We start from the raw sequence: 19,188 nt of genomic DNA, 5'->3' as shown, positions 1-19,188 counted from the left end.
GTGTCCCACTCCATGCGCATCGCACAGCTCGGCGTCGGCCGCATCGGTACCTTCCATGCCGCGACCCTGCACGACCATCCCGATGTCGGCGAGCTGCTGATCGCCGACGCCGACCCGGCGCGGGCCGCGGAGACCGCCGGCCGGCTCGGGGCCGGGGCACGGGCCCTCGGCTCCGTGGACGAGGCCTTCGCACCCGGCGCGGTGGACGCCGTCGTCATCACCTCCGCCACCTCCGCGCACGCCGGGCTCGTCCGGCGGGCCGCGCGGGCCGGACTGCCCGCCTTCTGCGAGAAGCCGGTCGCCGTCGACCTGGCCGGCACCATGGCCGCCCTGCGCGAGGTCGAGGACGCCGGGACCGTGCTCCAGATGGGGTTCCAGCGCCGCTTCGACCCCGGCTACCGGGCCGCCCGCGAGGCCGTACGCGCCGGGCACATCGGCCGGCTGCACACCGCCCGTGCCCTCACCTGCGACATGGCCCCGCCGCCGGCCGAGTTCATCCCGCTCTCCGGCGGGCTCTACCGGGACTGCCTGGTCCACGACTTCGACATCCTGCGCTGGGTCACCGGCCACGAGATCACCGAGGTCTACGCGGCCGGGGCGAACGGCGGCGCCGCCTTCTTCGCCGAGGCCGGGGACGTCGACACGGCCGCGGTACTGCTGACCCTGGACGGCGGGGCGCTGGCCACCGCCACCTCCACCCGCTACAACGGCGCCGGCTACGACATCCGGCTGGAGCTCTGCGGCACCGCCGACACCCTCGCCGTCGGCGTCGGGCCGCGCACCCCCGTCACCTCCGTCGAACCCGGCTCCGCCCCCGGGGTCCCCGACCCCTGGACCGGGTTCCTCGACCGCTTCGGCCCCGCCTACCGCGCCGAACTCGCCGCGTTCCTGCGGGTCGTGGCCGGTGAGCTGGCCAACCCCTGCGACGGCCGCGAAGCCCTCTCCGCCCTGCTGGTGGCCGAGGCCTGCGAGGTCTCACGGCGCGAACGGCGGCCGGTGCCCGTCGCGGAGATCGCCGACAGCGCCGCCGCACTGGACGCGGCGGCCCGGGAGCGGCCGGCCGGCGCCACGGCGGGATAATTCCCGCGACAGCCGATCCCGGCGGTGTTAGCTTCCGGCACCATGGACCCGCTCAACGAGAACGAGATCCGCGGATCATTCGCGAACTGCTCCAAAGGTGAGGCCCGCAGGCTGAGCCTGCCCCGGGGGCTGGACGCGCTGCCCTGGGCCGACCTGGACTTCCTGGGCTGGCGCGACCCCGGGGCCCCGGACCGGGGATACCTGGTCACCGGGCGCGGCGGCGCCCCGGTGGGTCTCACCCTGCGCAGCGCGCCGGCCGCCCGCCGGAGCCTGATCAGGACGAGCCTGTGCTCGGTCTGCGTGACCTCGCACGCCGGGTCGGGCGTCGATCTGCTCACGGCCCCCCGGGCCGGCGCCGCCGGACGCCAGGGCAACACGGTCGGCATCTACATGTGCGCCGACCTGGCGTGCTCCCTGTACGTCCGGGGCAAAAAGACCTCCGTACTGGTGCGCCGGTTCGAGGAGACCCTCACCCTGGAGGAGAGGATCGCCCGTACCCGCTCGAACCTGGCCCTCTTCCTCGACAAGGTCCTCGACGGCGCCGCCGGCACGGCGGCGTAGCGGACGGCTCAGCGGCTCAGCGCGTAGCGGCTCAGCGGCTCACCGGCTCAGCAGGCGCCCTCGTCCAGCCAGACGCCCCACTCACCGGTGGTGCCGGGCTCCTCGTTCTGGGTCCACCACTTGGCCTTCCACTTGTGGCCGTTGTGGGAGACCTCGTTGCCCGCGGTGTAGATCGCGGTGCTGCTCCAGGCCGCCGCCGTGCAGCTGCCGCCGGTCGGGGTGGGGGTCGCGGTGGGCGTGCCGGTGGGCGGGGTCGCGCCGGCGAACCTCACCGAGTACTTGGTGAAGTCGTACGCCGACTGCGTGACGCTGCTGCAGGTGCCCGACGTGGTGCCGTTGTTGTCGGGCGGGGAGCACTGGCGGTCGCGGTTGACGGACCAGAAGGTGAAGCGGGCCATGGCATGGCTGGTGGCGTAGTCCAGGACGGTCTGGAAGTCGGCCTGGTAGAAGTACTCGCCGGTGTCACTGCGGCCGTTCATCCCGGAGAAGCCCTCATGGGCGTAGGCGGTGGCGGCGCTCCAGCCGAAGGTGGACTGGAGGACGGAGTTGAAGTTGGTCAGGGCGGCGGTCTGGGCGGCCGCGCCGGCGAAGCCGCCGTCGAAGGGCATGATGGAGAAGTTGTTGGGCGTGAAGCCCTGCGACTTGGCCTCGTTGAGCATCTGCTTGCCGAACCAGCCGGTGCCGTCGGCGGTGCCGGCGGTGGTCACGGAGATGTAGAGCCCGGGGTTGTTCGCCTGGAGGATCTTGGCGGCGCCGATCTCGTTGTGGATGGCGGTGCTGTTCTCGTACTCCGGCTCTTCGAGGTCGAAGTCCATCGCCTTGAGGCCGTACTTGGTGACGACCTGCTGGTACGCGGCCGCGGTGGCCTCCGGAGTGCCGCAGGTCTGGCCGAGTTTGGTGCCGCCGTAGCCGCCGACCGAGACGGACACGTCGCCGCCCTTGGCGCGTATCGCGGAGACGACGCCGGCCACGGCGGTGTCGGAGGAGACGGCGGAGGTGCCGTCCCAGGTGGGTGAGCAGCCACCGCCGTTGGGGGCGAGGACGAAGGCCAGCTGGAAGGCCTTGAGGCCGGTGGCGTCCATGACCGCGCCGGGGTCGGGCGGGTTGTTCTCCAGCGGCATGAGGTAGGGCGCGGCGGCGTACCAGTTGCTGCCGAGGGTGGCGGCGCTGGCGGTCTGGCCGGTGGCGACGACGGCTGTCAGCGCGGCCACCGCGAGGGCGGCGGCCGAACAGGCGGCGGCGAGGCTGGTGAGTCTGCGGGGAGCGAGGCGCACGGAAGTCCTCCGGTGGGGACGGAGTCGGCTGGTTGGTACAGACCAATGCACCCACAGAGTGCTGCCCTTGATGCGACCGCGTCAAGGGATTGGACTGGACCAATCCGGCCGCCGTCGGCCCCGGGGCCCCGGCTCACATGGGTTGCACGGCTTACAGCCCCCAGTCGCGGCGCAGCTCCGCGAAGGCCTCGTGGAAGCCGGGGAAGGTCTTCTTCACGCACCCCGGCTCGTCGAAGGTGACACCACCGGGAATCCGCAGCCCCGCGACGGCGAAACTCATGGCGATGCGGTGGTCGCCGTGGCAGGCGATCTCGGTGCCGGCCGGGGCGCCCGGGTGGATCTCGATCCAGTCGTGGCCGGTGTCGACCCGGACACCCTGGCGGCGCAGATTACCGGCGCAGGCTTCGAGCCGGTCGCACTCCTTGACGCGGGTGTTGTAGACGTCCTCGATCCGGACCGGCCCGTCGGCGAAGGGCGCGATCGCGGCCAGGGTGGGCATGGTGTCGGAGATGTCCCGCATGTTGACGGTGACGCCGGACAGCCGGCCGGTGCCAGCGACCGTGGTGCCCTCGGGGCGGATGTCGACACGGGCGCCCATCCGGCGCAGGACGTCCACGAACCCCAGATCGCCCTGGAGGGCGCCGGTACCCAGGCCCGGAACGGTGATCTCACGGCCGGTGAGGGCGGCGGCGGCGAAGAAGTAACTGGCGGTGGAGGCGTCGGGCTCGATGTCGTACGCCGTGGCCCGGTATCCGGTGGGCGCGACGGCCAGGACGTCGCCGTCGCGGACCACCTCGGCGCCGAAGCGGCGCATCATCGCCAGGGTGATCTCCACGTACGGGGCCGAGACCAGCCCCGTGACGCGGATCCGCAGCCCCTCGGCCGTCAGCGGGCCGGTGAGCAGCAGCGCGGTCAGGAACTGCGAGGACAGACTGGAGTCGAGGTCCAGTTCACCGCCCTTGACGCCGTCGGTGACGACGGTCAGCGGGAGATGGCCGTCGGCCTCCTCGTACCGGATGTCCACCCCCAGGGACCGCAGCGCCTCGGTGAGCGGGGCGACCGGGCGGCGGCGCATCTGGGCGGAGGCGTCGAAGCGGAAGGTGCCGTGGCCGGCGGCGGCGAGGGCGGGCATGAAGCGGGCCACGGTGGCGCCGTCGCGGCAGTAGACCTCCGCCGGGGAGACGGCGGGGCCGGCCGGGCGGCCGGTCACCCGCCACTCGGCGCCGCCGCGTTCGACGGCGTAGCCGAGACCGCGCAGGCCCTCGGCGAAGGCCTCGGTGTCATCGGAGAGCAGCGGACGCCGCAGCGTGGTCGTCCCGTCGGCGGCGGCCGCGAGGAACAGCGCCCGGTTGGTGATCGACTTCGATCCCGGGACGGCGACGACGGACACGGGGACCTCCGGCAGGTCAGGCGATGTGCGGGCGTACCGGAGAATCCAACCACGCCCCGGACACGGCGATCACCCGACAGGAGTGAACCGCACCGGCAGCTCGCGCACCCCGCGCATCAGCAGCCCGGGGAGCCACTTCAGCGCGGCCGGCTCGGTGTCGAGCTCCAGCGTGGCGGTGCGCCGCAGCAGCGAACCGAGCACGATCCGGCCCTCCATCCGGGCCAGCGGGGCACCGAGGCAGTAGTGCAGGCCGTGGCCGAAGGCGAGGTGACCCCGGGCGTCACGGCGGATGTCGAAGCGGTCGGGGTCGTCGAACTGCCGGGGGTCCCGGTCGGCGGAGGCGATCACCACCAGGACGGCCTCGCGGGCCGGGATGACGGTGCCGGCGATCTCCACGGGTTCGGCGGTGAAGCGGAACGTGGAGGTCTCCACCGGACCGTCGTAGCGGAGCATCTCCTCGACCGCGCCGTCGAGCAGCCCCGGGTCGGCCCGGAGCGCGGCGAGCTGGTCGGGATGGGCCAGCAGGGCACGCACCCCGTTGGAGATGAGGTTGACGGTGGTCTCGTGACCGGCGATGAGCAGCAGGAAGGCCATCCCGCCCAGCTCCGGGGGGGACAGCCGGTCGCCGTCCTCCGCGGTGGTGCGGATCAGCGCGCTCAGCAGGTCGTCACCCGGCGAGTGGCGCTTGTCCTCGATCAACTGGGCCAGATACGCGGCCAGTTCCTCGATCGCCTTGCTCTCCGCCTCGGGACTGCTGGGCGCGACCGCCTCGTTCGACCAGTGGCGGAAGGCCGCCCGGTCGAGATCGGGCACGCCGAGCAGCTCGCAGATCACGGTGATCGGCAGCGGGTACGCCAGGGCGTCCACCAGATCGGCGCGGCCGTCGGGGCTCGCCAGCATCGTGTCGAGCAGACCGTCGGTGATGCCCTGGACGCGCGGACCCAGCGATTCGACCCGGCGCATCGTGAACTCCCGCGCCACCAGCTTGCGCAGCCGGGTGTGCTGGGGCGGGTCGACACTCAGCAGATGCGGGCCGATCAGCTGCTCCTCCAGCGACCCCCAGCCCATCACCCTGGCGTCCTTCACCAGCCGGGGGTCGGTGAGCGCTCCCCGCACCTCCTCATGGCCGAGGACCAGCCACAGCTCTCCCCCGTCCGGGGTGCGCACATGGTGCACGGGGCCCTGCGCGCGCAGCTTGGCGTAGACCGGGTATGGGTCGGCAGTGAACTCGTCGCCGTAGACCGTCAGATCCACCGTTTCCATCCCCGCACCGTAACGCGGCCGGCCGGCGCCCGCGTCAGTCTTGCGGACGATCGCCGCCGGCGGCCTCCTCCAGACGGCCGAGAAGATCGGCGACCCGCTTGACCACCACGTCCCGGTCGCCGTCGGTCAGCTCGCTCCCCATGCCGCAGGCGGCGGCCCCGGCCGCTATCCACTCCGGGGCGCTGTCGACGGTGATCCCGCCGGCGGGCACCATCGCGGCCTGCGGAAGAGCAGCCCTCACCTCCGCCAGCCAGCCGGGGCCGTGCGCCGAGGCCGGGAACAGCCTGAGCGCGTCGGCGCCCAGCTCCAGGGCACGGACGATCTCGGTCGGCGTACCGACCCCAGGGAAGACCGGCACGCCGTAGCGGTGACCGGTGCGGATGACCTCCTCGTCCAGGCTCGGCGAGGCCAGGAAGCGGGCGCCCGCGTCGACCGCCATCCGGGCCGACGTACCGTCCAGGACCGTGCCGGCACCGATGATCGCGTCATCGCCGACCTCACGGACGAGCGTGGTGACCGCTTCGAGCGCGAACGGTGTGGTCAGCGAGAACTCGATGGTGGTGAGCCCCGCCGACAGCAGATGGTCGGCCGCCGCCGCGGCCTGGTCGTAGCTGTCCTTGCGGATGACGGCGACTACCCGCTGGGCCAGCGCGGCCCGGGTGATTTCCCAGCGGTACACGGCCGATCGCCGTCCTCTCCCTGTACGGTCACTTCACCCCAAGCTAGCGGCTGCCACCGACAGCGTGTGCGCGAGCGCCGAAACGGCGCACAAACCGCAACGCCACCGGGGCGGTGCGTAGACGCGCGCGTCGGCGCGGGGGGGCGCATGCCGTACATCACCTGCGGCGATCCTGGGAACAGGCTCTTGCCGGACGGGCGTCCGGTGCTTCAATACGGGGGTGACCGATCGACTTGAGGCCCGCGCGCGACCCGTCGTACTCGACGTGCTCCGGGTGTTCTGCGGGCCCGACGGCCGGCATGGCCAGGAGCTGGGCGTGGTGCGTGACGGCTCGGCCGTACGGACGGCCGCCGAGCGGCAGGCGCTGGCGGCGCGGCTCGGCCACGGCCGGACCGCGTTCGTCGACGACCCCGAGCGCGGGGTCGTCGACCTGTACGCCCCCGGCGGTCCGCTGGCCTTCGCCGGGCACGCCCTGGTCGGAGCCGCCTGGCTGCTCGACCTCGATGTGCTGGTCGCCCCGGCGGGCGAGGTGTTCGCACGCCACGACGGGGAGTTCACCTGGATCGCCGGACACGCGGAGTGGGCGCTGCCGTGCACCCTGCAGCAGTACGCCACACCGGCCGAGGTGGACGCGCTGCCCGTGCCGACGGCCGCCGAGGGCCCGCTGTACGCCTGGGCCTGGGAGGACGAGACCTCGGGCCGGGTCAGGGCCCGCGGCTTCGCCGGGCAGGGCGACACGATCGCCGAGAGCGAGGCGTCGGGGGGTCCGGCCCTGCTGCTCACCGACCACCTGGACCGCGCGCTCAACATCGTGCAGGGTCCCGGCTCGCAGATCCTCACCGCGCCCGGCCGGGACGGCGAGGTCGAGATCGGCGGCCGGGTCCGCCTCGCCCGGGCCGCCGCGCCCCGGCCCACGCCGCTGCCCAGGCCCGTCCCCATGCCCCAGCGCTGGGCGGAGGCCCTGCACCCGGTCTCCCGCAAGACCCTCCTCCCCTGACCAATTCGGCAGTCAGGGGTAGCCGTACAACCGTTCCATCTGGTGAAGTATCCCGTTCATAGGCTCTGGCCAATACATGACTGAACGGGACGGCTTCTGTATGCGAATACCCCCTGTGCTCGCCGCTTTGGCCGCCGGCTCCCTGCTCGCCGTGGCCGCGGCCGGCGACGCGAGCGCGGCCACACCGAAGGTGACGTGCACCTCAGTGACCTCGGGTCTGGCCAAGAAGCTGACCACCGACATCACGGCAGCCCTGAAGAACCGCAGCAGCACCGTTTCGATTGCCCTCTACGACCGCACCAGCGGCACCACCTGCACCTACCGCTCCACGAGTCACTACGACTCCGCCAGTGTGGTGAAGGCCACAGTGCTCGCCGCGCTGCTGCGTCAGGCCCAGGAAGCGGACCGGTCGCTGACCGCGACCGAGAAGAAGCTGGCCACGGCCATGATCACCAAGTCGGACAACAACGCCACCACCACCCTGTGGAAGCAGGTCAAGGTCAAGGGCGTCCAGCACTTCCTCGACCTGGCGAAGATGACCCACACCACCCCCGGCGCGGACGGCTACTGGGGCCTCACCCAGATCACCGCCGACGACGAGGTCAAGCTCCTCCGGCTGCTGACCTCCTCCAGCACCGTCCTGACCAAGAGCTCGCGCAGCTACGAGCTGGGCCTGATGAACAAGGTCGTCTCCGACCAGCGCTGGGGCGTCCCCTACGGCGCCCCGAGCACCGCCACCGTCCACGTCAAGAACGGCTGGCTCTCCCGCGCCACCCACCAGTGGCGGGTGCACAGCATCGGCGCCTTCACCGGCGGCGGCCACGACTACGGCCTTGTCGTCCTGACGCACGACGACAAGACCATGGACTACGGGATCACCACCATCCAGCGGGTCGCCAAGGCCGTCCACACCGACCTGGGCTGAGTCCGTCCCCCGCCCCCGCCCCGCCCCCGCACGGCTGTCGGGCGGGGGCGGCCCGTTCCCCGACACCTGTCGGGTGACCTGCGACGACGTACCGTGACACGGTGACGTCGAGGGCGCGGCAGTGCGTCCGATCAAAGGACTGGACGACACATGACCACTTACCCGTTCGACCCCGAACTGGCCGCGGCCCTCGCGATGATGCCCACGGCGGCGGTGTCCGACCTGACCGCCGCCCGGGACGAGATGGCCGGCATGATCACCGTCCTCAACGCCGACGTGGACACCGACGGCGTCGACGTCACCGACCTCCACGTCCCCGGCCCCGAGGGCGCCCCCGACATCCTCCTGCGCTGCTACCGCCCGCAGCGGCCCGCCACACCCGGCCCCCTGCCGGTGGTCTACGACATCCACGGCGGCGGCTTCATCCTCGGCACCCCGGACCTCGACCACGGCCACAACGTGCTCCTCAGCCGCGAACTGGGCGCGCTCGTCATCTCCGTCGACTACCGGCTCGCCCCCGAACACCCGTACCCCGCCGGGCTGGAGGACTGCTACGCCGGCCTGTCCTGGGTCGCCGAGAACGCCGCCGAACTCGGCGCGGACCCGGACCGCGTGGTCCTGTTCGGCTCCAGCGCGGGCGGCGGCCTGGCCGCCGGGCTCGCCCTCCTCACCCGCGACCGAGGCGGCCCCGCGGTCCGCTTCCAGTACCTCGGCATCCCCGAACTCGACGACCGCCTGGACACCCCCAGCATGCGGGCCTTCACCGACACCCCGCTGTGGAACCGCCCCAACGCCGTCATCAGCTGGGACTCCTACCTCGGCCCCGGCACCCCGGGCACGGACGGCGTCCCCCTCTACGCGGCCCCCGCCCGCGCCACCGCCGCCGACCTCGCCGGGCTGCCGCCCGCGTACGTCTCCGTCATGCAGTTCGACCCCCTGCGCGACGAGGGCATCGACTACGCCCGCACCCTCCTCGCCGCCGGCGTCGCCGTCGAGCTGCATCTCTTCCCCGGGACGTTCCACGGATCCGGCATGATCGCCCACGCCGAGGTCTCCCAGCGCGAGATCGCGGAAGCGCTGGCCGTCCTGGCCCGAGCGCTTCGTTAGCGGCGGTGGGGGGTCGGTGTCGCACCGCGATGCTCTCCTCAGCGCTCGCGATGCGGGCACTTTCGAGTCGGACCCGGGATCCTCGCTCGTCGCTTGCGGGGAGCACCCCGGTACGCCCCCTCCCAGGTCTCCTCGCGGCCAACGCTCAGCGGTGCTTCGTCACAGAAGAAGCCACCGGCCCGGGAAGGGACGACGTCGGGGTGCCCCCGCAAGCGACGAGAACCGGCTTACGGCACCGAACACTGTTGGCCTGGCGTTCGAGCGCTGAGGTGGGGGTACCCCCGGACGGAGTCTGGGGGAGGGCCCCGACGGCGGCACCGACCCCCCGGCGACAAACCGGGCGCACCCTCACTCGCCGGAGGCGAGCCGCATGGCGTGCAGCGCGAGTTGGGCGCGGAAGCGGTCGCGGGGGTCGGCGAGGTGCCAGCCGAGGGCGGATTCGACCTGGGCCAGGCGGGCGGCGACGGAGCTGTGGTGGAGGTGGAGGTCGGCCGCGGCCTGGCGGAGCGTGCCGGCACGGCAGAACGCTGCGAGGGCGGTGAGGGCGGGTTCGCCGCCCCGGGTGCCGGCCAGGGCCGCGAGGGCCCGTACGTCGGGCTGGGCGCGGAGCCGTTCCACCGGGATGTCGGCGAGGAGGGCCACCGCGCCGAGTTCGTCGTGGTCCACGACGGCCTCCCCCGGTGCCCCGGCCACGGCGAACCGGAGGGCCAGCCGGGCCTGGGCCCATGACGTGCCGGCGTCCAGGGCCGGGGCGCTGCCGCCGACGCCGATCCGTACGTCCTCGGCGCCCCGCGCGGCGACCACGGCCCGCAGGTCGCCTGCGGAGGACTCGGTGCCGGGGACCAGGGCCACGGCGAGCGGGCCGACGCTGGCCACCCGTACGCCGGGCCGCAGCTCGTGGCGGCCGAGCGTGGCGACGGCGGCGAGCCCGGCGACCGCCACCACGCGCAGCGGGCGGCCCGGGTCGAGGCCGAGCAGCCGCAGGGCCCGGGACCGGTCCTCGACCGCCTCGCGTTCCGACAGCGCGAGCTCCACGAGCGCCGGGTCGGCCACATGCCGCTGCGGCGGCGTGTCCTGCTCGTGGCCGGCCAGCACACCGGCCGCGATGGCCATCCACTCCAGTACGAGGTCGTCGAAGGGCCCGGGGTCTCCCTCGCGCTCCAGCCAGACCCGCCCCCGGCTGCCCTCCTCGCCCGGCGCGAACTCCACTCCGCCGGCCCGCTCCCCCGCGACCGCTTGCGGCTGCGCGGTCCCGGCAGGCCCGAACCGTACGGTCCTGCCGTCCAGTTCGAGGCCGGCCGGGCATTCCGCGAGGGCGGCGGTGGAGCGTACGAGCGATTCGGCGTCGAGCCGGCCGGCGCCGAGCAGCGCCTCGTAGTGGGCGATCACCCGCAGCGCGGCGGCCGCGTCGGGGTCGAGCGCCGAGAGCCGCAGCAGCAGACCTTTCATGCGGGTGGAACGACCGGACCCGTTGCTCCGGTTCCGCCCGGCTCCCGCCAGCGTGCGGCGAGCCGGGCCGCGCCCTCGGTGGTCAGTGAGCCGTGCAGGCGCAGCCGGGCGATGCCGCCGTCGGGGAAGGTGTCGATCCGTACGTGGGTGGCGGCGGGGGCGTCGACGACGAAGCGGTGGACGGTGTCGGGCTGGAGGCGGGTGCGGGGCAGGATCTCGAACCAGTCGCCGGTCTCGCCGTCGCGGCCCGACAGGGTGGCCCAGCCGGCGGAGTTGCCCTTTGTAGTAGCCGGTGTCGATCTCGACCGCGCGGATCACGCCCTGTTCGGCGAGCCGGTAGCGGACCCAGTCGTTGCCCTTGTCGCGGCGGCGGCGGGTCTCCCATCCGTCGCCCATCCGGCGGGACCTGCCGGGGAGGATCGGGTTGACCGGGGAGGAGTAGAAGCGGTCGGAGACGTCCTCGGCGGTGCCGCCGTTCTCCAGGGCGACCAGGTCGAAGGTGCCCAGGGCGGTGAGCCACGCCGGGTCGGGGACGATCTCGCCATGGACCCGCAGCCGGGCGATGCCGCCGTCCGGGAACTGCTTGAGCCGCAGGTGGGTGAAGCGGCGGGCGGCGGTGACCTCGAAGCCGTTGGCGGCGTGGCCGCCGACGGCGGTACGGGGCACCAGCTCGGTCCAGTCGACGCCGTCGGCCAGCAGTTCCGCGGGGGATGCCGACATCGGGGCCGAGGTGCCCTCGACGGCGATCTGCTGCGGGTAGTTGCCCCGGAAGTGGGCGGTGTCGACCAGGACGCCCCGGACGACGCCGGGGGCGGCGAGCCGGATCAGCGCCCAGTCGTGGTCGGTGTCGGCCGGGTGCGGGGTGCCGGCGTCGGCGCCCCGGCGGCGGCGGGTCTCCCAGCCGTCCATGATCTGGCCCTTGTGGCCGAAGTGCTCGCTGCGGAACTCCGCGCGCTCGGGGAGGAGCAGGTTCTCGCGCTCGGCGAAGAACTCGTCGTTGGCCGCGACGACCCCGGCTCCGAGCCGGCGGTCGGCGAGGTCGACGAGGCCGGTGAAGGGCAGTTCCGCGCTGCGGTAGTCGGCGTACGGATCGCCTCCGGCGTACGGCTGGGCGTCGCCGGTGAAGCGGGCGGTGGGGGTCACCTGGTCTCCCTGTCCATCAGTCGGCCGGAGGGTTCGGTCGTGGGGGCGCCGTGGTCGGCGATCTGCCGGCCGCGCAGCCAGGTGGCGCGTACGACGCCGCTCAGGGTGCGGCCGGCGTAGGCGGTGACCCGGTTGCGGTGGTGCAGCGCGGCCGGGTCGACGGTGAAGGTCTCGTCGGGGGCGAGGACGGCGAAGTCGGCGTCGTGGCCGGCCGCGATGGCGCCCTTGGTCCCGGTGAGCCCGGCGAGCGCCGCCGGGGCCGCGGCCATCCAGCGGACCACGTCGTCGAGGGTGTGGCCGCGGCGGCGGGCCTCGGTCCAGATGGCGGGCAGGCCCAGCTGGAGGGAGGAGATGCCACCCCAGGCCCGGCCGAAGTCGCCGGTGTCGAAGTGCTTGAGGTCGGCGGTGGAGGGCGAGTGGTCGGAGACGACGCAGTCGATGGTGCCGTCGGCCAGTCCCTGCCACAGGGCGTCCTGGTTGACGGCTTCGCGGATGGGCGGGCAGCACTTGAACTCGGTCGCGCCGTCCGGGACTTCCTCGGCGGTCAGGGTGAGGTAGTGCGGGCAGCTCTCGACGCTGAGGCGGACGCCCTCGCGTTTGGCGGCGGCGATCAGCGGGAGCGCCTCGGCGGAGGACAGGTGCAGGACGTGCACCCGGCAGTCCAGTCGTGCGGCGAGGGCGATCAGGCCGTCGATCGCGGTGTTCTCGGCGTCCCGGGGCCGGGAGGCGAGGAAGTCGGCGTACTTGCGGCCCTCGGGCTGCGCGGCTCCGTCGATGAGGTGCGGGTCCTCGGCGTGCACGACGAGGAGGCCGTCGAAGCGGGCGATCTCCGTCATCGCTCCGGCCAGCTCGGCCGGGGCGAGGTGCGGGAACTCGTCGACGCCGGAGGGCAGGAGGAAGCACTTGAAGCCGAAGACCCCGGCGTCGTGCAGTGGCCGGAGGTCCTTGACGTTGCCGGGGACGGCCCCGCCCCAGAAGCCGACGTCGACGTGGACCCGGCCGCGCGCGGTGTCGCGCTTGAGGTCCAGGTGAGCGGTGGTGGTGGTCGGCGGAATGCTGTTGAGGGGCATGTCGATCAGCGTGGTGACGCCGCCGGCCGCGGCGGCGCGGGTGGCGGTCGCGAACCCCTCCCACTCGGTGCGGCCCGGGTCGTTGATGTGGACGTGGGTGTCGACCAGGCCGGGCAGCAGGGCGTCGTCGCCCAGGTCCACCAGCCGTACGCCGGCGGCGGTCGCCTCGTACGTGGCGTATGCCTCGTACGGGAGTACGCCGGTGATCGTGCCGGCGGTGACGGTGACGGTCGCCGGGCGGGTCCCTTCGGGGGTGACGACCCTGGTCGAGCGCAGCACGGTCTCGACTGCGTCGGGCATGCACGGCCTCCTGAACCCTGACTTCAACATTTCGTTGAAGAAATCTTGGATGCGGTCGCACGGCCCGTCAAGGGGCCGCCGAGCCGGGTGCGGGCCGCCTCTTGGCTGATTCCACCAGGCGGAATACGCTTTTCGCAACACCTGCCGCGGCTCTCCGCGGCAGCACACCCGGCGGAGACCACGGTGCGCACGGCGGCCGGTAGGCTGCCCGGCATCCGCCATCCGCCGGGAAAGCCTGGAAAGGAACGCATGTGCCGTCAGACCGCACCGGGGGCGTGCAGTCCCTTGAACGCGCCTTCGACCTGCTGGAGCGGATGGCCGACGCGGGCGGCGAGGTCGGCCTGAGCGAGCTGTCCGGCAGCAGCGGCCTGCCGCTGCCCACCATCCACCGCCTCATGCGCACCCTGGTGGACTGCGGTTACGTACGCCAGCAGGCCAACCGCCGCTACGCGCTGGGTCCGCGCCTGATCCGTCTCGGCGAGAGCTCCTCCCGGTTGCTCGGCACCTGGGCGCGGCCGTACCTCGCCGAGCTGGTCGAGGCCACCGGCGAGACCGCCAACATGGCCCTCCTCGACGGCGACGAGGTCGTCTACGTGGCCCAGGTGCCCTCGCGCCACTCCATGCGGATGTTCACCGAGGTCGGCCGGCGCGTCCTCCCGCACTCCACGGGCGTCGGCAAGGCCCTCCTTGCCCAGGTGCCGCCGGAGGACGTACGGGCGCTGCTCGGCCGCACCGGCATGCCGGCGGCGACCGAGAAGACGATCACCGAGCCCGACGTCTTCCTGGTGGAGCTGGAGCGCATCCGCGGCCTCGGCTACGCCGTCGACGACAACGAGCAGGAGATAGGCGTCCGCTGTCTGGCGGTCACCGTGCCGGACTCCCCGACGGCGGCCGCCATCTCCATCTCCGGGCCGGCCGGCCGGGTCACCGAGGCCGCCACCGACAAGATCGTGCCGGTGCTGCAGGACGTCGCCCGGCAGTTGTCGCGGGCACTGGCGAGCAACGGCACGGCCTGAGGGCCCGGGACCACCGGCTCAGTCCTCGCCCAGCTTCGGCCCCCCGAACAGCTCGATGCACCGCCGCACCTCCGTGAGCGCGCTCCCCAGCGCACTCACCGAGCCCAGCGCGCCGGCGAGCGCCAGGAGGGAGCGCCGCAGCCGCTCGGCCTCCGGGGCCCCGGTGGCCGTTTCGGCGTCCAGGACGGCGAGTTCCTCCTCGGCGATGCTCCGGTCGGGCCACTCGGCCGGGTAACCGGCGAGTTCCCGGTTGAGCCGGGCAACGGAGGCACGCAGTGCCTCGACTCTCGGGTCCACGCTCCTCCCGCCGTACAACGCGGAGCTCGTTCCGCTCCGGTCCTTCACCACGGGATATTCCCCACAGCTATGCCCCCTGCCGTTCGCGCAACCGTCCGGCTCCCTCGCGGAGCGCGGGGAGGACAGTAAACGCGACGGAGCGCGCGGCCCGCCATACGGAAAGCGAAATCCGTTCAACTTCATTGATTTTGAAACCACTTGGCAACATCCAGCCGGATGACCGGCGCCGCCCCGGCGGCCGGACGGCCGTCCCGGCGGGGTTCCCTGGTATGCAGGGGGCATGACCGAACACATCGCCGGGCTGCTGCTGGCGGCCGGGGGCGGGCGCCGGCTCGGCGGGCGGCCCAAGGCGCTGCTGGAGTACGCCGGTCGCCCGCTGGTGGAGTCCGCGGCGCGCGTCCTGCGCGACGGCGGCTGCAGGCCGGTGCACATCGTGCTGGGCGCGGCGGCCGAGGAGGTACGGGCCCGCGCCGAACTCGGCGGCTGCGTGGTGACCGTCAATCCCGGCTGGGCCGAGGGCATGGGCTCGTCGCTGCGCGCGGGGCTCGCCTCACTGGCGGGGACGGGCGCCCTGGCGGTGGTGGTCGCCCTGGTGGACCAGCCGGGGATCGGGGCGGCGGCGGTGGCCCGGGTGGCGGCCGCGTACGTGTCGCCGGGGAGCCTGGCGGCAGCCGCGTACGACGGGCGGCGGGGGCATCCGATCCTGCTGGGGGCGGACCACTGGGCGGGGGCGGCGGCGAGTGCGGTGGGCGACCGGGGGGCACGCTCCTATCTGCAGCGGCACGAGCGGGAGATCACGCTCGTGGAGTGCGGGGACATCGCGGCGCCCGCCGATATCGACACCCCCGAGGACCTGCACCGGCTCACCGACCCTCCTGCGGACCGTTGAACTTCCACCATGCAGAAATTATGCTCCACCCAGCAGAATCACTCGAACCTCGGCACCTCGTGCCTAGGCCGCCGGGCAAGGAGAACACCGTCATGTCTGCCGTCGTCGCCGAGACCGTACCCTCCGTCGAACGCGCGGAGGAGGTACTGACCGACGAGGCACTGGCCTTCCTCGGCGAACTCCACCGCCGCTTCGCCCCCCGCCGGGCCGAACTGCTCGCCCGCCGCGCGCGGCGCCGCGACGAGATCGCCCGCACCGGCACGCTGGACTTCCTGCCGGAGACCGCCGGGATCCGCGCGGCGGACTGGCAGGTCGCCCCCTGCCCGCCCGCCCTCGCCGACCGCCGGGTCGAGATCACCGGCCCCACCGACCGCAAGATGACCGTCAACGCCCTCAACTCCGGCGCCCGCGTCTGGCTCGCCGACTTCGAGGACGCCTCCGCCCCCACCTGGCACAACGTCATCGGCGGCCAGATCAACCTGATCGACGCCTACGAGCGGCGCATCGACTTCACCTCCCCCGAGGGGAAGCTCTACGCCCTGCGCCCCGACGCCGAGCTGGCCACCGTGGTGGCCCGGCCGCGCGGCTGGCACCTGGACGAGCGCCACCTCACCGTAGACGGCGAACCCGTCCCCGGCGGCCTGGTCGACTTCGGCCTGTACTTCTTCCACAACGCGCAGCGGCTGCTCGCCCGGGGCAAGGGCCCGTACTTCTACCTCCCCAAGACCGAGTCGCACCTCGAAGCCCGGCTGTGGAACGACGTGTTCGTCTTCGCCCAGGACTATGTGGGCGTGCCGCAGGGCAGCGTCCGCGCCACCGTCCTGATCGAGACCATCACGGCCGCCTTCGAGATGGAGGAGATCCTCCACGAACTCCGCGACCACGCGAGCGGGTTGAACGCCGGCCGCTGGGACTACCTGTTCTCCATCGTCAAGAACTTCCGTGACGCGGGCGAGAGGTTCGTCCTCCCGGACCGCAACGCCATCACGATGACCGCCCCCTTCATGCGCGCCTACACCGAACTGCTGGTCCGCAGCTGCCACAAGCGCGGCGCCCACGCCATCGGCGGCATGGCGGCCTTCATCCCCTCCCGCCGCGACGCCGAGGTCAACGCGGTGGCCCTGGAGAAGGTCAGGGCCGACAAGGACCGCGAGGCCGCCGACGGCTTCGACGGCTCCTGGGTCGCCCACCCCGACCTGGTCCCGGTAGCCCGCGCCTGCTTCGACGCCGTCCTCGGCGACCGCCCCCACCAGAAGGACCGGCTGCGCGAGGACGTCCACGTCACCGCCGGGCAGCTGCTCGCCGTCGACTCCCTGACCGCCAGGCCCACGTACGAGGGCCTGCGCAACGCCGTCCAGGTCGGCATCCGCTACATCGAGGCCTGGCTGCGCGGCATGGGCGCCGTCGCCATCTTCAACCTCATGGAGGACGCCGCCACCGCCGAGATCTCCCGTTCCCAGATCTGGCAGTGGATCAACGCGGGCGTGGTCTTCGCCGACAACGGCGAGAAGGCGACCGCCGGCCTCGTCCGCCGCCTCGCCGCCGCCGAACTCACCGCCATCCGCGCCGAGACGGGTGAGGAGGCCTTCGCGGCCGGCTCCTGGCAGCAGGCCCACGACCTGCTGCTGCGGACCGCCCTCGACGAGACCTACGTCGACTTCCTGACGCTGCCCGCGTACGAGCAGCTGACCGGCTGACGCCGCCCCTGCGAGCCGAGCGGCCCGGCCGGGCGCTTCACCGGGCCGCCTCGCCGTCCGCCACCGCCTTGGTGGGGACGGGCAACTGGTTGAAGCCGTAGTACACCGCCATCGCCCCGTGCAGCGCGAGCGTCAGCGGCGCCGAGACGAACGACAGCCCCACCAGCGCCGGATAGACCAGGTTCCCCAGCGCGAACCGCCCCCGCGTCGCCCTGGCAGCCTCCACATCGACCCGCGCGTCGAACAGATGCCCGGTCCGTGTCAGCCACCACCACAGCAGCCCGAACGTCACCGCGTGCGCCACCATGAACCCGCTGTACAGCGCCGCGGCGACATGCGACGCGTGTTCCTCCCTCAGATACTCCGCCAGCAACGCGGTCGGCCACGGCAGCGCGGCCACCACCAGCAACAGCAGCAGGTTGAGGAAGAGCAGCGTCCGGTCGACCCGCGCGACATACCCGAAAACCGTGTGGTGGTTGGCCCACATGATCCCGATGACGAGAAAGCTGACGACATACGCGGCATAGGAGGGCCACTGGTCCCCGAGCGCCGCCCACAGACGGTCGCCCTCCCCCGCGGGCACCTTGATCTCCAGGATCAGCAACGTGATCGCGATCGCGAACACCCCGTCGCTGAACGCCTCCACCCGTCCCGATTCGTTCATCCCGTCATCGTCTCCCCGGTCGTGTCACGCCATGCGGGCGAGGCGCCGGGCCTCGGCGCGGGTGGAGCGGGCGACGGCGTCCTCGTCGACCGTGGTGAGGCGGCCGGACTCGACGACGGGCCTGCCGTTGACCAGCGAGAGGGTGACCGGGGCGGCGGCGCCGAGAACCAGGGCGCTGACCGGGTCGGCGATGGAGGCGTGGGCGATGGTGTCGAGCTTCCACAGCACCAGGTCGGCGAGCTTGCCGGGTTCGAGGGAGCCGATCTCCCGGGCCCGGCCGAGCACCTGCGCACCGCCGTAGGTGCCGAGCCGCAGCGCCTGACGGGCGGTGAGCGCGGCCTCGCGGTGGGCGCCGAGGCGGTTGATGAGCAGGGCGTTGCGCAGTTCGGTGTGCAGTTCGCCCGATTCGTTGGAGGCGGTGCCGTCGACGCCGAGGCCGACGGGGACGCCGGCGGCCAGCATGTCGGGGACGCGGGCGATGCCGGCGCCGAGGCGGGCGTTGGAGGAGGGGCAGTGGGCGACGCCGGTCCTGGTCCGGGCGAAGGCGGCGATGTCGGAGTCGTTCATATGGACGCAGTGGGCCATCCACACGTCCTCGCCGAGCCAGCCGGTGGACTCGAAGTAGTCGGTGGGACCCATGCCGAACAGCTCCTTGCAGAACTGTTCCTCCTCCACGGTCTCACTGCCGTGGGTGTGCAGGCGGACGCCCTTGCGCCGGGCCAGTTCGGCGCCCTGCCGCAGCAGTTCGGTGGAGACCGAGAACGGTGAGCAGGGTGCCACCGCGATCTGCGTCATCGCGTCGAAGGAGGGGTCGTGGTGCCGGTCGACGGTCTCCTCGGTGGCGGCGAGCGCGCCGTCCAGGGTCTCGACGGCGAAGTCCGGCGGGAGGCCGCCCTGGGAGGTGCCGCGGTCCATGGAGCCCCGGGCGAGGGTGAAGCGCACGCCGATCTCGGCGGCGGCCCGGATGATGGAGCCGGACAGGTCGCCGCAGCCGCGTGGGAAGACGTAGTGGTGGTCCATGGCGGTGGTGACGCCGCCGCGCGCCATCATGGCGAGCGATCCCTGCGCGGCGGCGTAGGTCATCCGCTCGTCGATGCGGGCCCAGGTGGGGTAGAGGGCGACGAGCCAGTCGAAGAGGTTGTGGTCGGTGGCCAGGCCCCGGGTGATCCACTGGTAGAAGTGGTGGTGGGTGTTGACCAGGCCGGGGGTCAGCAGATGGCCGGTGCCGTCGATCCTGCGGACGTCGCCCCCGGTCCGCGGGGCGGGGCCCGCGCCGACGGACTCGATGCGGTTGCCTGCGACGACCACGTGCCCGGTCGCGTACTCGGTGCCGGCCGCGTCGACCGTCGCGACCGCGCAGTTCTCGATGACGATGCGCTCTGTCATA

General features: G+C 72.9%; 17 protein-coding genes and 1 pseudogene. 8 read left to right on the top strand and 10 right to left on the bottom strand.

Annotation, left to right across the window (positions count from 1 at the left end):
- The first annotated feature begins 12 nt into the window (after nucleotides 1–12).
- Both RWE79_RS30965 and RWE79_RS30960 read left to right on the top strand, forming a co-directional pair.
- Nucleotides 13–1,080: a Gfo/Idh/MocA family protein gene (locus RWE79_RS30965; protein WP_475943381.1), complete on the top strand. Its 1,068-nt coding sequence runs from the start codon at nucleotides 13–15 to the stop codon at nucleotides 1,078–1,080.
- Nucleotides 1,081–1,122: 42 nt separating this feature from the next.
- Complete coding sequence (locus RWE79_RS30960) at nucleotides 1,123–1,641, top strand: FBP domain-containing protein (RefSeq protein WP_475943380.1); 519 nt, start codon at nucleotides 1,123–1,125, stop codon at nucleotides 1,639–1,641.
- A gap of 47 nt (nucleotides 1,642–1,688) precedes the next feature.
- Here RWE79_RS30960 and RWE79_RS30955 read toward each other — a convergent pair whose 3' ends face one another.
- The 4 genes from RWE79_RS30955 to RWE79_RS30940 all read right to left on the bottom strand — a co-directional run bounded on the left by RWE79_RS30955 (nucleotide 1,689) and on the right by RWE79_RS30940 (nucleotide 6,247).
- Nucleotides 1,689–2,915 (bottom strand): carbohydrate-binding protein, encoded by a 1,227-nt coding sequence (locus RWE79_RS30955; RefSeq protein ID WP_475943379.1) that lies wholly within the window; start codon nucleotides 2,913–2,915, stop codon nucleotides 1,689–1,691.
- A gap of 151 nt (nucleotides 2,916–3,066) precedes the next feature.
- Nucleotides 3,067–4,305 carry a 3-phosphoshikimate 1-carboxyvinyltransferase gene (aroA, locus tag RWE79_RS30950; protein ID WP_475943378.1) on the bottom strand — a complete coding sequence of 413 codons (1,239 nt, stop codon included), beginning with the start codon at nucleotides 4,303–4,305 and terminating at the stop codon, nucleotides 3,067–3,069.
- Between the two features lie 69 nt (nucleotides 4,306–4,374).
- A complete protein-coding gene (locus RWE79_RS30945; RefSeq protein ID WP_475943377.1) occupies nucleotides 4,375–5,568 on the bottom strand; it encodes a cytochrome P450 family protein in 1,194 nt (397 codons plus the stop codon).
- Nucleotides 5,569–5,602: 34 nt separating this feature from the next.
- On the bottom strand, nucleotides 5,603–6,247 hold the full coding sequence (locus RWE79_RS30940) for a bifunctional 4-hydroxy-2-oxoglutarate aldolase/2-dehydro-3-deoxy-phosphogluconate aldolase (protein ID WP_475943376.1): 645 nt from the start codon (nucleotides 6,245–6,247) through the stop codon (nucleotides 5,603–5,605).
- Between the two features lie 220 nt (nucleotides 6,248–6,467).
- Between RWE79_RS30940 and RWE79_RS30935 the strand changes: the two genes are divergently transcribed.
- The 3 genes from RWE79_RS30935 (at nucleotide 6,468) to RWE79_RS30925 (ending at nucleotide 9,276) form a co-directional block, all read left to right on the top strand.
- Nucleotides 6,468–7,244: a PhzF family phenazine biosynthesis protein gene (locus tag RWE79_RS30935; RefSeq protein WP_475943375.1), complete on the top strand. Its 777-nt coding sequence runs from the start codon at nucleotides 6,468–6,470 to the stop codon at nucleotides 7,242–7,244.
- 100 nt (nucleotides 7,245–7,344) lie between these two features.
- Nucleotides 7,345–8,169, top strand: a complete 825-nt coding sequence (locus tag RWE79_RS30930; RefSeq protein ID WP_475943374.1) for a serine hydrolase — start codon at nucleotides 7,345–7,347, stop codon at nucleotides 8,167–8,169.
- Nucleotides 8,170–8,319: 150 nt separating this feature from the next.
- On the top strand, nucleotides 8,320–9,276 hold the full coding sequence (locus tag RWE79_RS30925; protein ID WP_475943373.1) for an alpha/beta hydrolase: 957 nt from the start codon (nucleotides 8,320–8,322) through the stop codon (nucleotides 9,274–9,276).
- Between the two features lie 348 nt (nucleotides 9,277–9,624).
- Here RWE79_RS30925 and RWE79_RS30920 read toward each other — a convergent pair whose 3' ends face one another.
- The 3 genes and pseudogenes from RWE79_RS30920 to allB form a co-directional block, all read right to left on the bottom strand.
- Nucleotides 9,625–10,389: a PucR family transcriptional regulator gene (locus RWE79_RS30920; RefSeq protein WP_475946195.1), complete on the bottom strand. Its 765-nt coding sequence runs from the start codon at nucleotides 10,387–10,389 to the stop codon at nucleotides 9,625–9,627.
- A 332-nt stretch (nucleotides 10,390–10,721) separates the two neighbouring features.
- Nucleotides 10,722–11,868, bottom strand: a pseudogene (gene alc, locus RWE79_RS30915) (allantoicase).
- Entirely contained in the window at nucleotides 11,865–13,238 is a 1,374-nt protein-coding gene (gene allB / locus RWE79_RS30910; protein ID WP_475943372.1) for an allantoinase AllB, read from the bottom strand. The pseudogene alc and the gene allB overlap by 4 nt, the downstream one beginning before the upstream one ends.
- Before the next feature lie 251 nt (nucleotides 13,239–13,489).
- On the opposite strand from allB, the gene RWE79_RS30905 reads away from it, so the two are divergent.
- Nucleotides 13,490–14,254, top strand: a complete 765-nt coding sequence (locus tag RWE79_RS30905; RefSeq protein ID WP_475943371.1) for an IclR family transcriptional regulator — start codon at nucleotides 13,490–13,492, stop codon at nucleotides 14,252–14,254.
- Nucleotides 14,255–14,272: 18 nt separating this feature from the next.
- Here the strand turns inward: RWE79_RS30905 and RWE79_RS30900 are convergent, their stop codons facing one another.
- The gene (locus RWE79_RS30900) at nucleotides 14,273–14,551 is read right to left on the bottom strand and encodes a DUF5955 family protein (protein ID WP_475943370.1); all 279 of its coding nucleotides are present in this window, start codon (nucleotides 14,549–14,551) and stop codon (nucleotides 14,273–14,275) included.
- Nucleotides 14,552–14,831: 280 nt separating this feature from the next.
- On the opposite strand from RWE79_RS30900, the gene RWE79_RS30895 reads away from it, so the two are divergent.
- On the top strand, nucleotides 14,832–15,440 hold the full coding sequence (locus RWE79_RS30895; RefSeq protein ID WP_475943369.1) for a nucleotidyltransferase family protein: 609 nt from the start codon (nucleotides 14,832–14,834) through the stop codon (nucleotides 15,438–15,440).
- Between the two features lie 92 nt (nucleotides 15,441–15,532).
- Nucleotides 15,533–17,137 (top strand): malate synthase A, encoded by a 1,605-nt coding sequence (gene aceB, locus RWE79_RS30890; protein ID WP_475943368.1) that lies wholly within the window; start codon nucleotides 15,533–15,535, stop codon nucleotides 17,135–17,137.
- 37 nt (nucleotides 17,138–17,174) lie between these two features.
- On the opposite strand, the gene RWE79_RS30885 is transcribed toward aceB, so the two are convergent.
- Both RWE79_RS30885 and RWE79_RS30880 read right to left on the bottom strand, forming a co-directional pair.
- Nucleotides 17,175–17,801: a TMEM175 family protein gene (locus tag RWE79_RS30885; protein WP_475943367.1), complete on the bottom strand. Its 627-nt coding sequence runs from the start codon at nucleotides 17,799–17,801 to the stop codon at nucleotides 17,175–17,177.
- Nucleotides 17,802–17,825: 24 nt separating this feature from the next.
- Nucleotides 17,826–19,187 carry an 8-oxoguanine deaminase gene (locus RWE79_RS30880; RefSeq protein ID WP_475943366.1) on the bottom strand — a complete coding sequence of 454 codons (1,362 nt, stop codon included), beginning with the start codon at nucleotides 19,185–19,187 and terminating at the stop codon, nucleotides 17,826–17,828.
- Nucleotide 19,188 lies beyond the last annotated feature (1 nt).

Source organism: Streptomyces sp. RLA131 (genome assembly GCF_056270125.1).
This window is presented reverse-complemented; position numbering and strand designations above follow the sequence as displayed.

Coding starts and splice junctions, on each gene's coding strand:
- RWE79_RS30925 (WP_475943373.1), top strand. CDS start 8,320: ATGACCACTTACCCGTTCGACCCCGAACTGGCCGCGGCCCTCGCGATG.
- RWE79_RS30895 (WP_475943369.1), top strand. CDS start 14,832: ATGACCGAACACATCGCCGGGCTGCTGCTGGCGGCCGGGGGCGGGCGC.
- RWE79_RS30945 (WP_475943377.1), bottom strand. CDS start 5,568: ATGGAAACGGTGGATCTGACGGTCTACGGCGACGAGTTCACTGCCGAC.
- aceB (WP_475943368.1), top strand. CDS start 15,533: ATGTCTGCCGTCGTCGCCGAGACCGTACCCTCCGTCGAACGCGCGGAG.
- RWE79_RS30880 (WP_475943366.1), bottom strand. CDS start 19,187: ATGACAGAGCGCATCGTCATCGAGAACTGCGCGGTCGCGACGGTCGAC.
- RWE79_RS30930 (WP_475943374.1), top strand. CDS start 7,345: ATGCGAATACCCCCTGTGCTCGCCGCTTTGGCCGCCGGCTCCCTGCTC.
- RWE79_RS30920 (WP_475946195.1), bottom strand. CDS start 10,389: ATGGCCATCGCGGCCGGTGTGCTGGCCGGCCACGAGCAGGACACGCCG.
- RWE79_RS30960 (WP_475943380.1), top strand. CDS start 1,123: ATGGACCCGCTCAACGAGAACGAGATCCGCGGATCATTCGCGAACTGC.
- allB (WP_475943372.1), bottom strand. CDS start 13,238: ATGCCCGACGCAGTCGAGACCGTGCTGCGCTCGACCAGGGTCGTCACC.
- RWE79_RS30965 (WP_475943381.1), top strand. CDS start 13: ATGCGCATCGCACAGCTCGGCGTCGGCCGCATCGGTACCTTCCATGCC.
- RWE79_RS30885 (WP_475943367.1), bottom strand. CDS start 17,801: ATGAACGAATCGGGACGGGTGGAGGCGTTCAGCGACGGGGTGTTCGCG.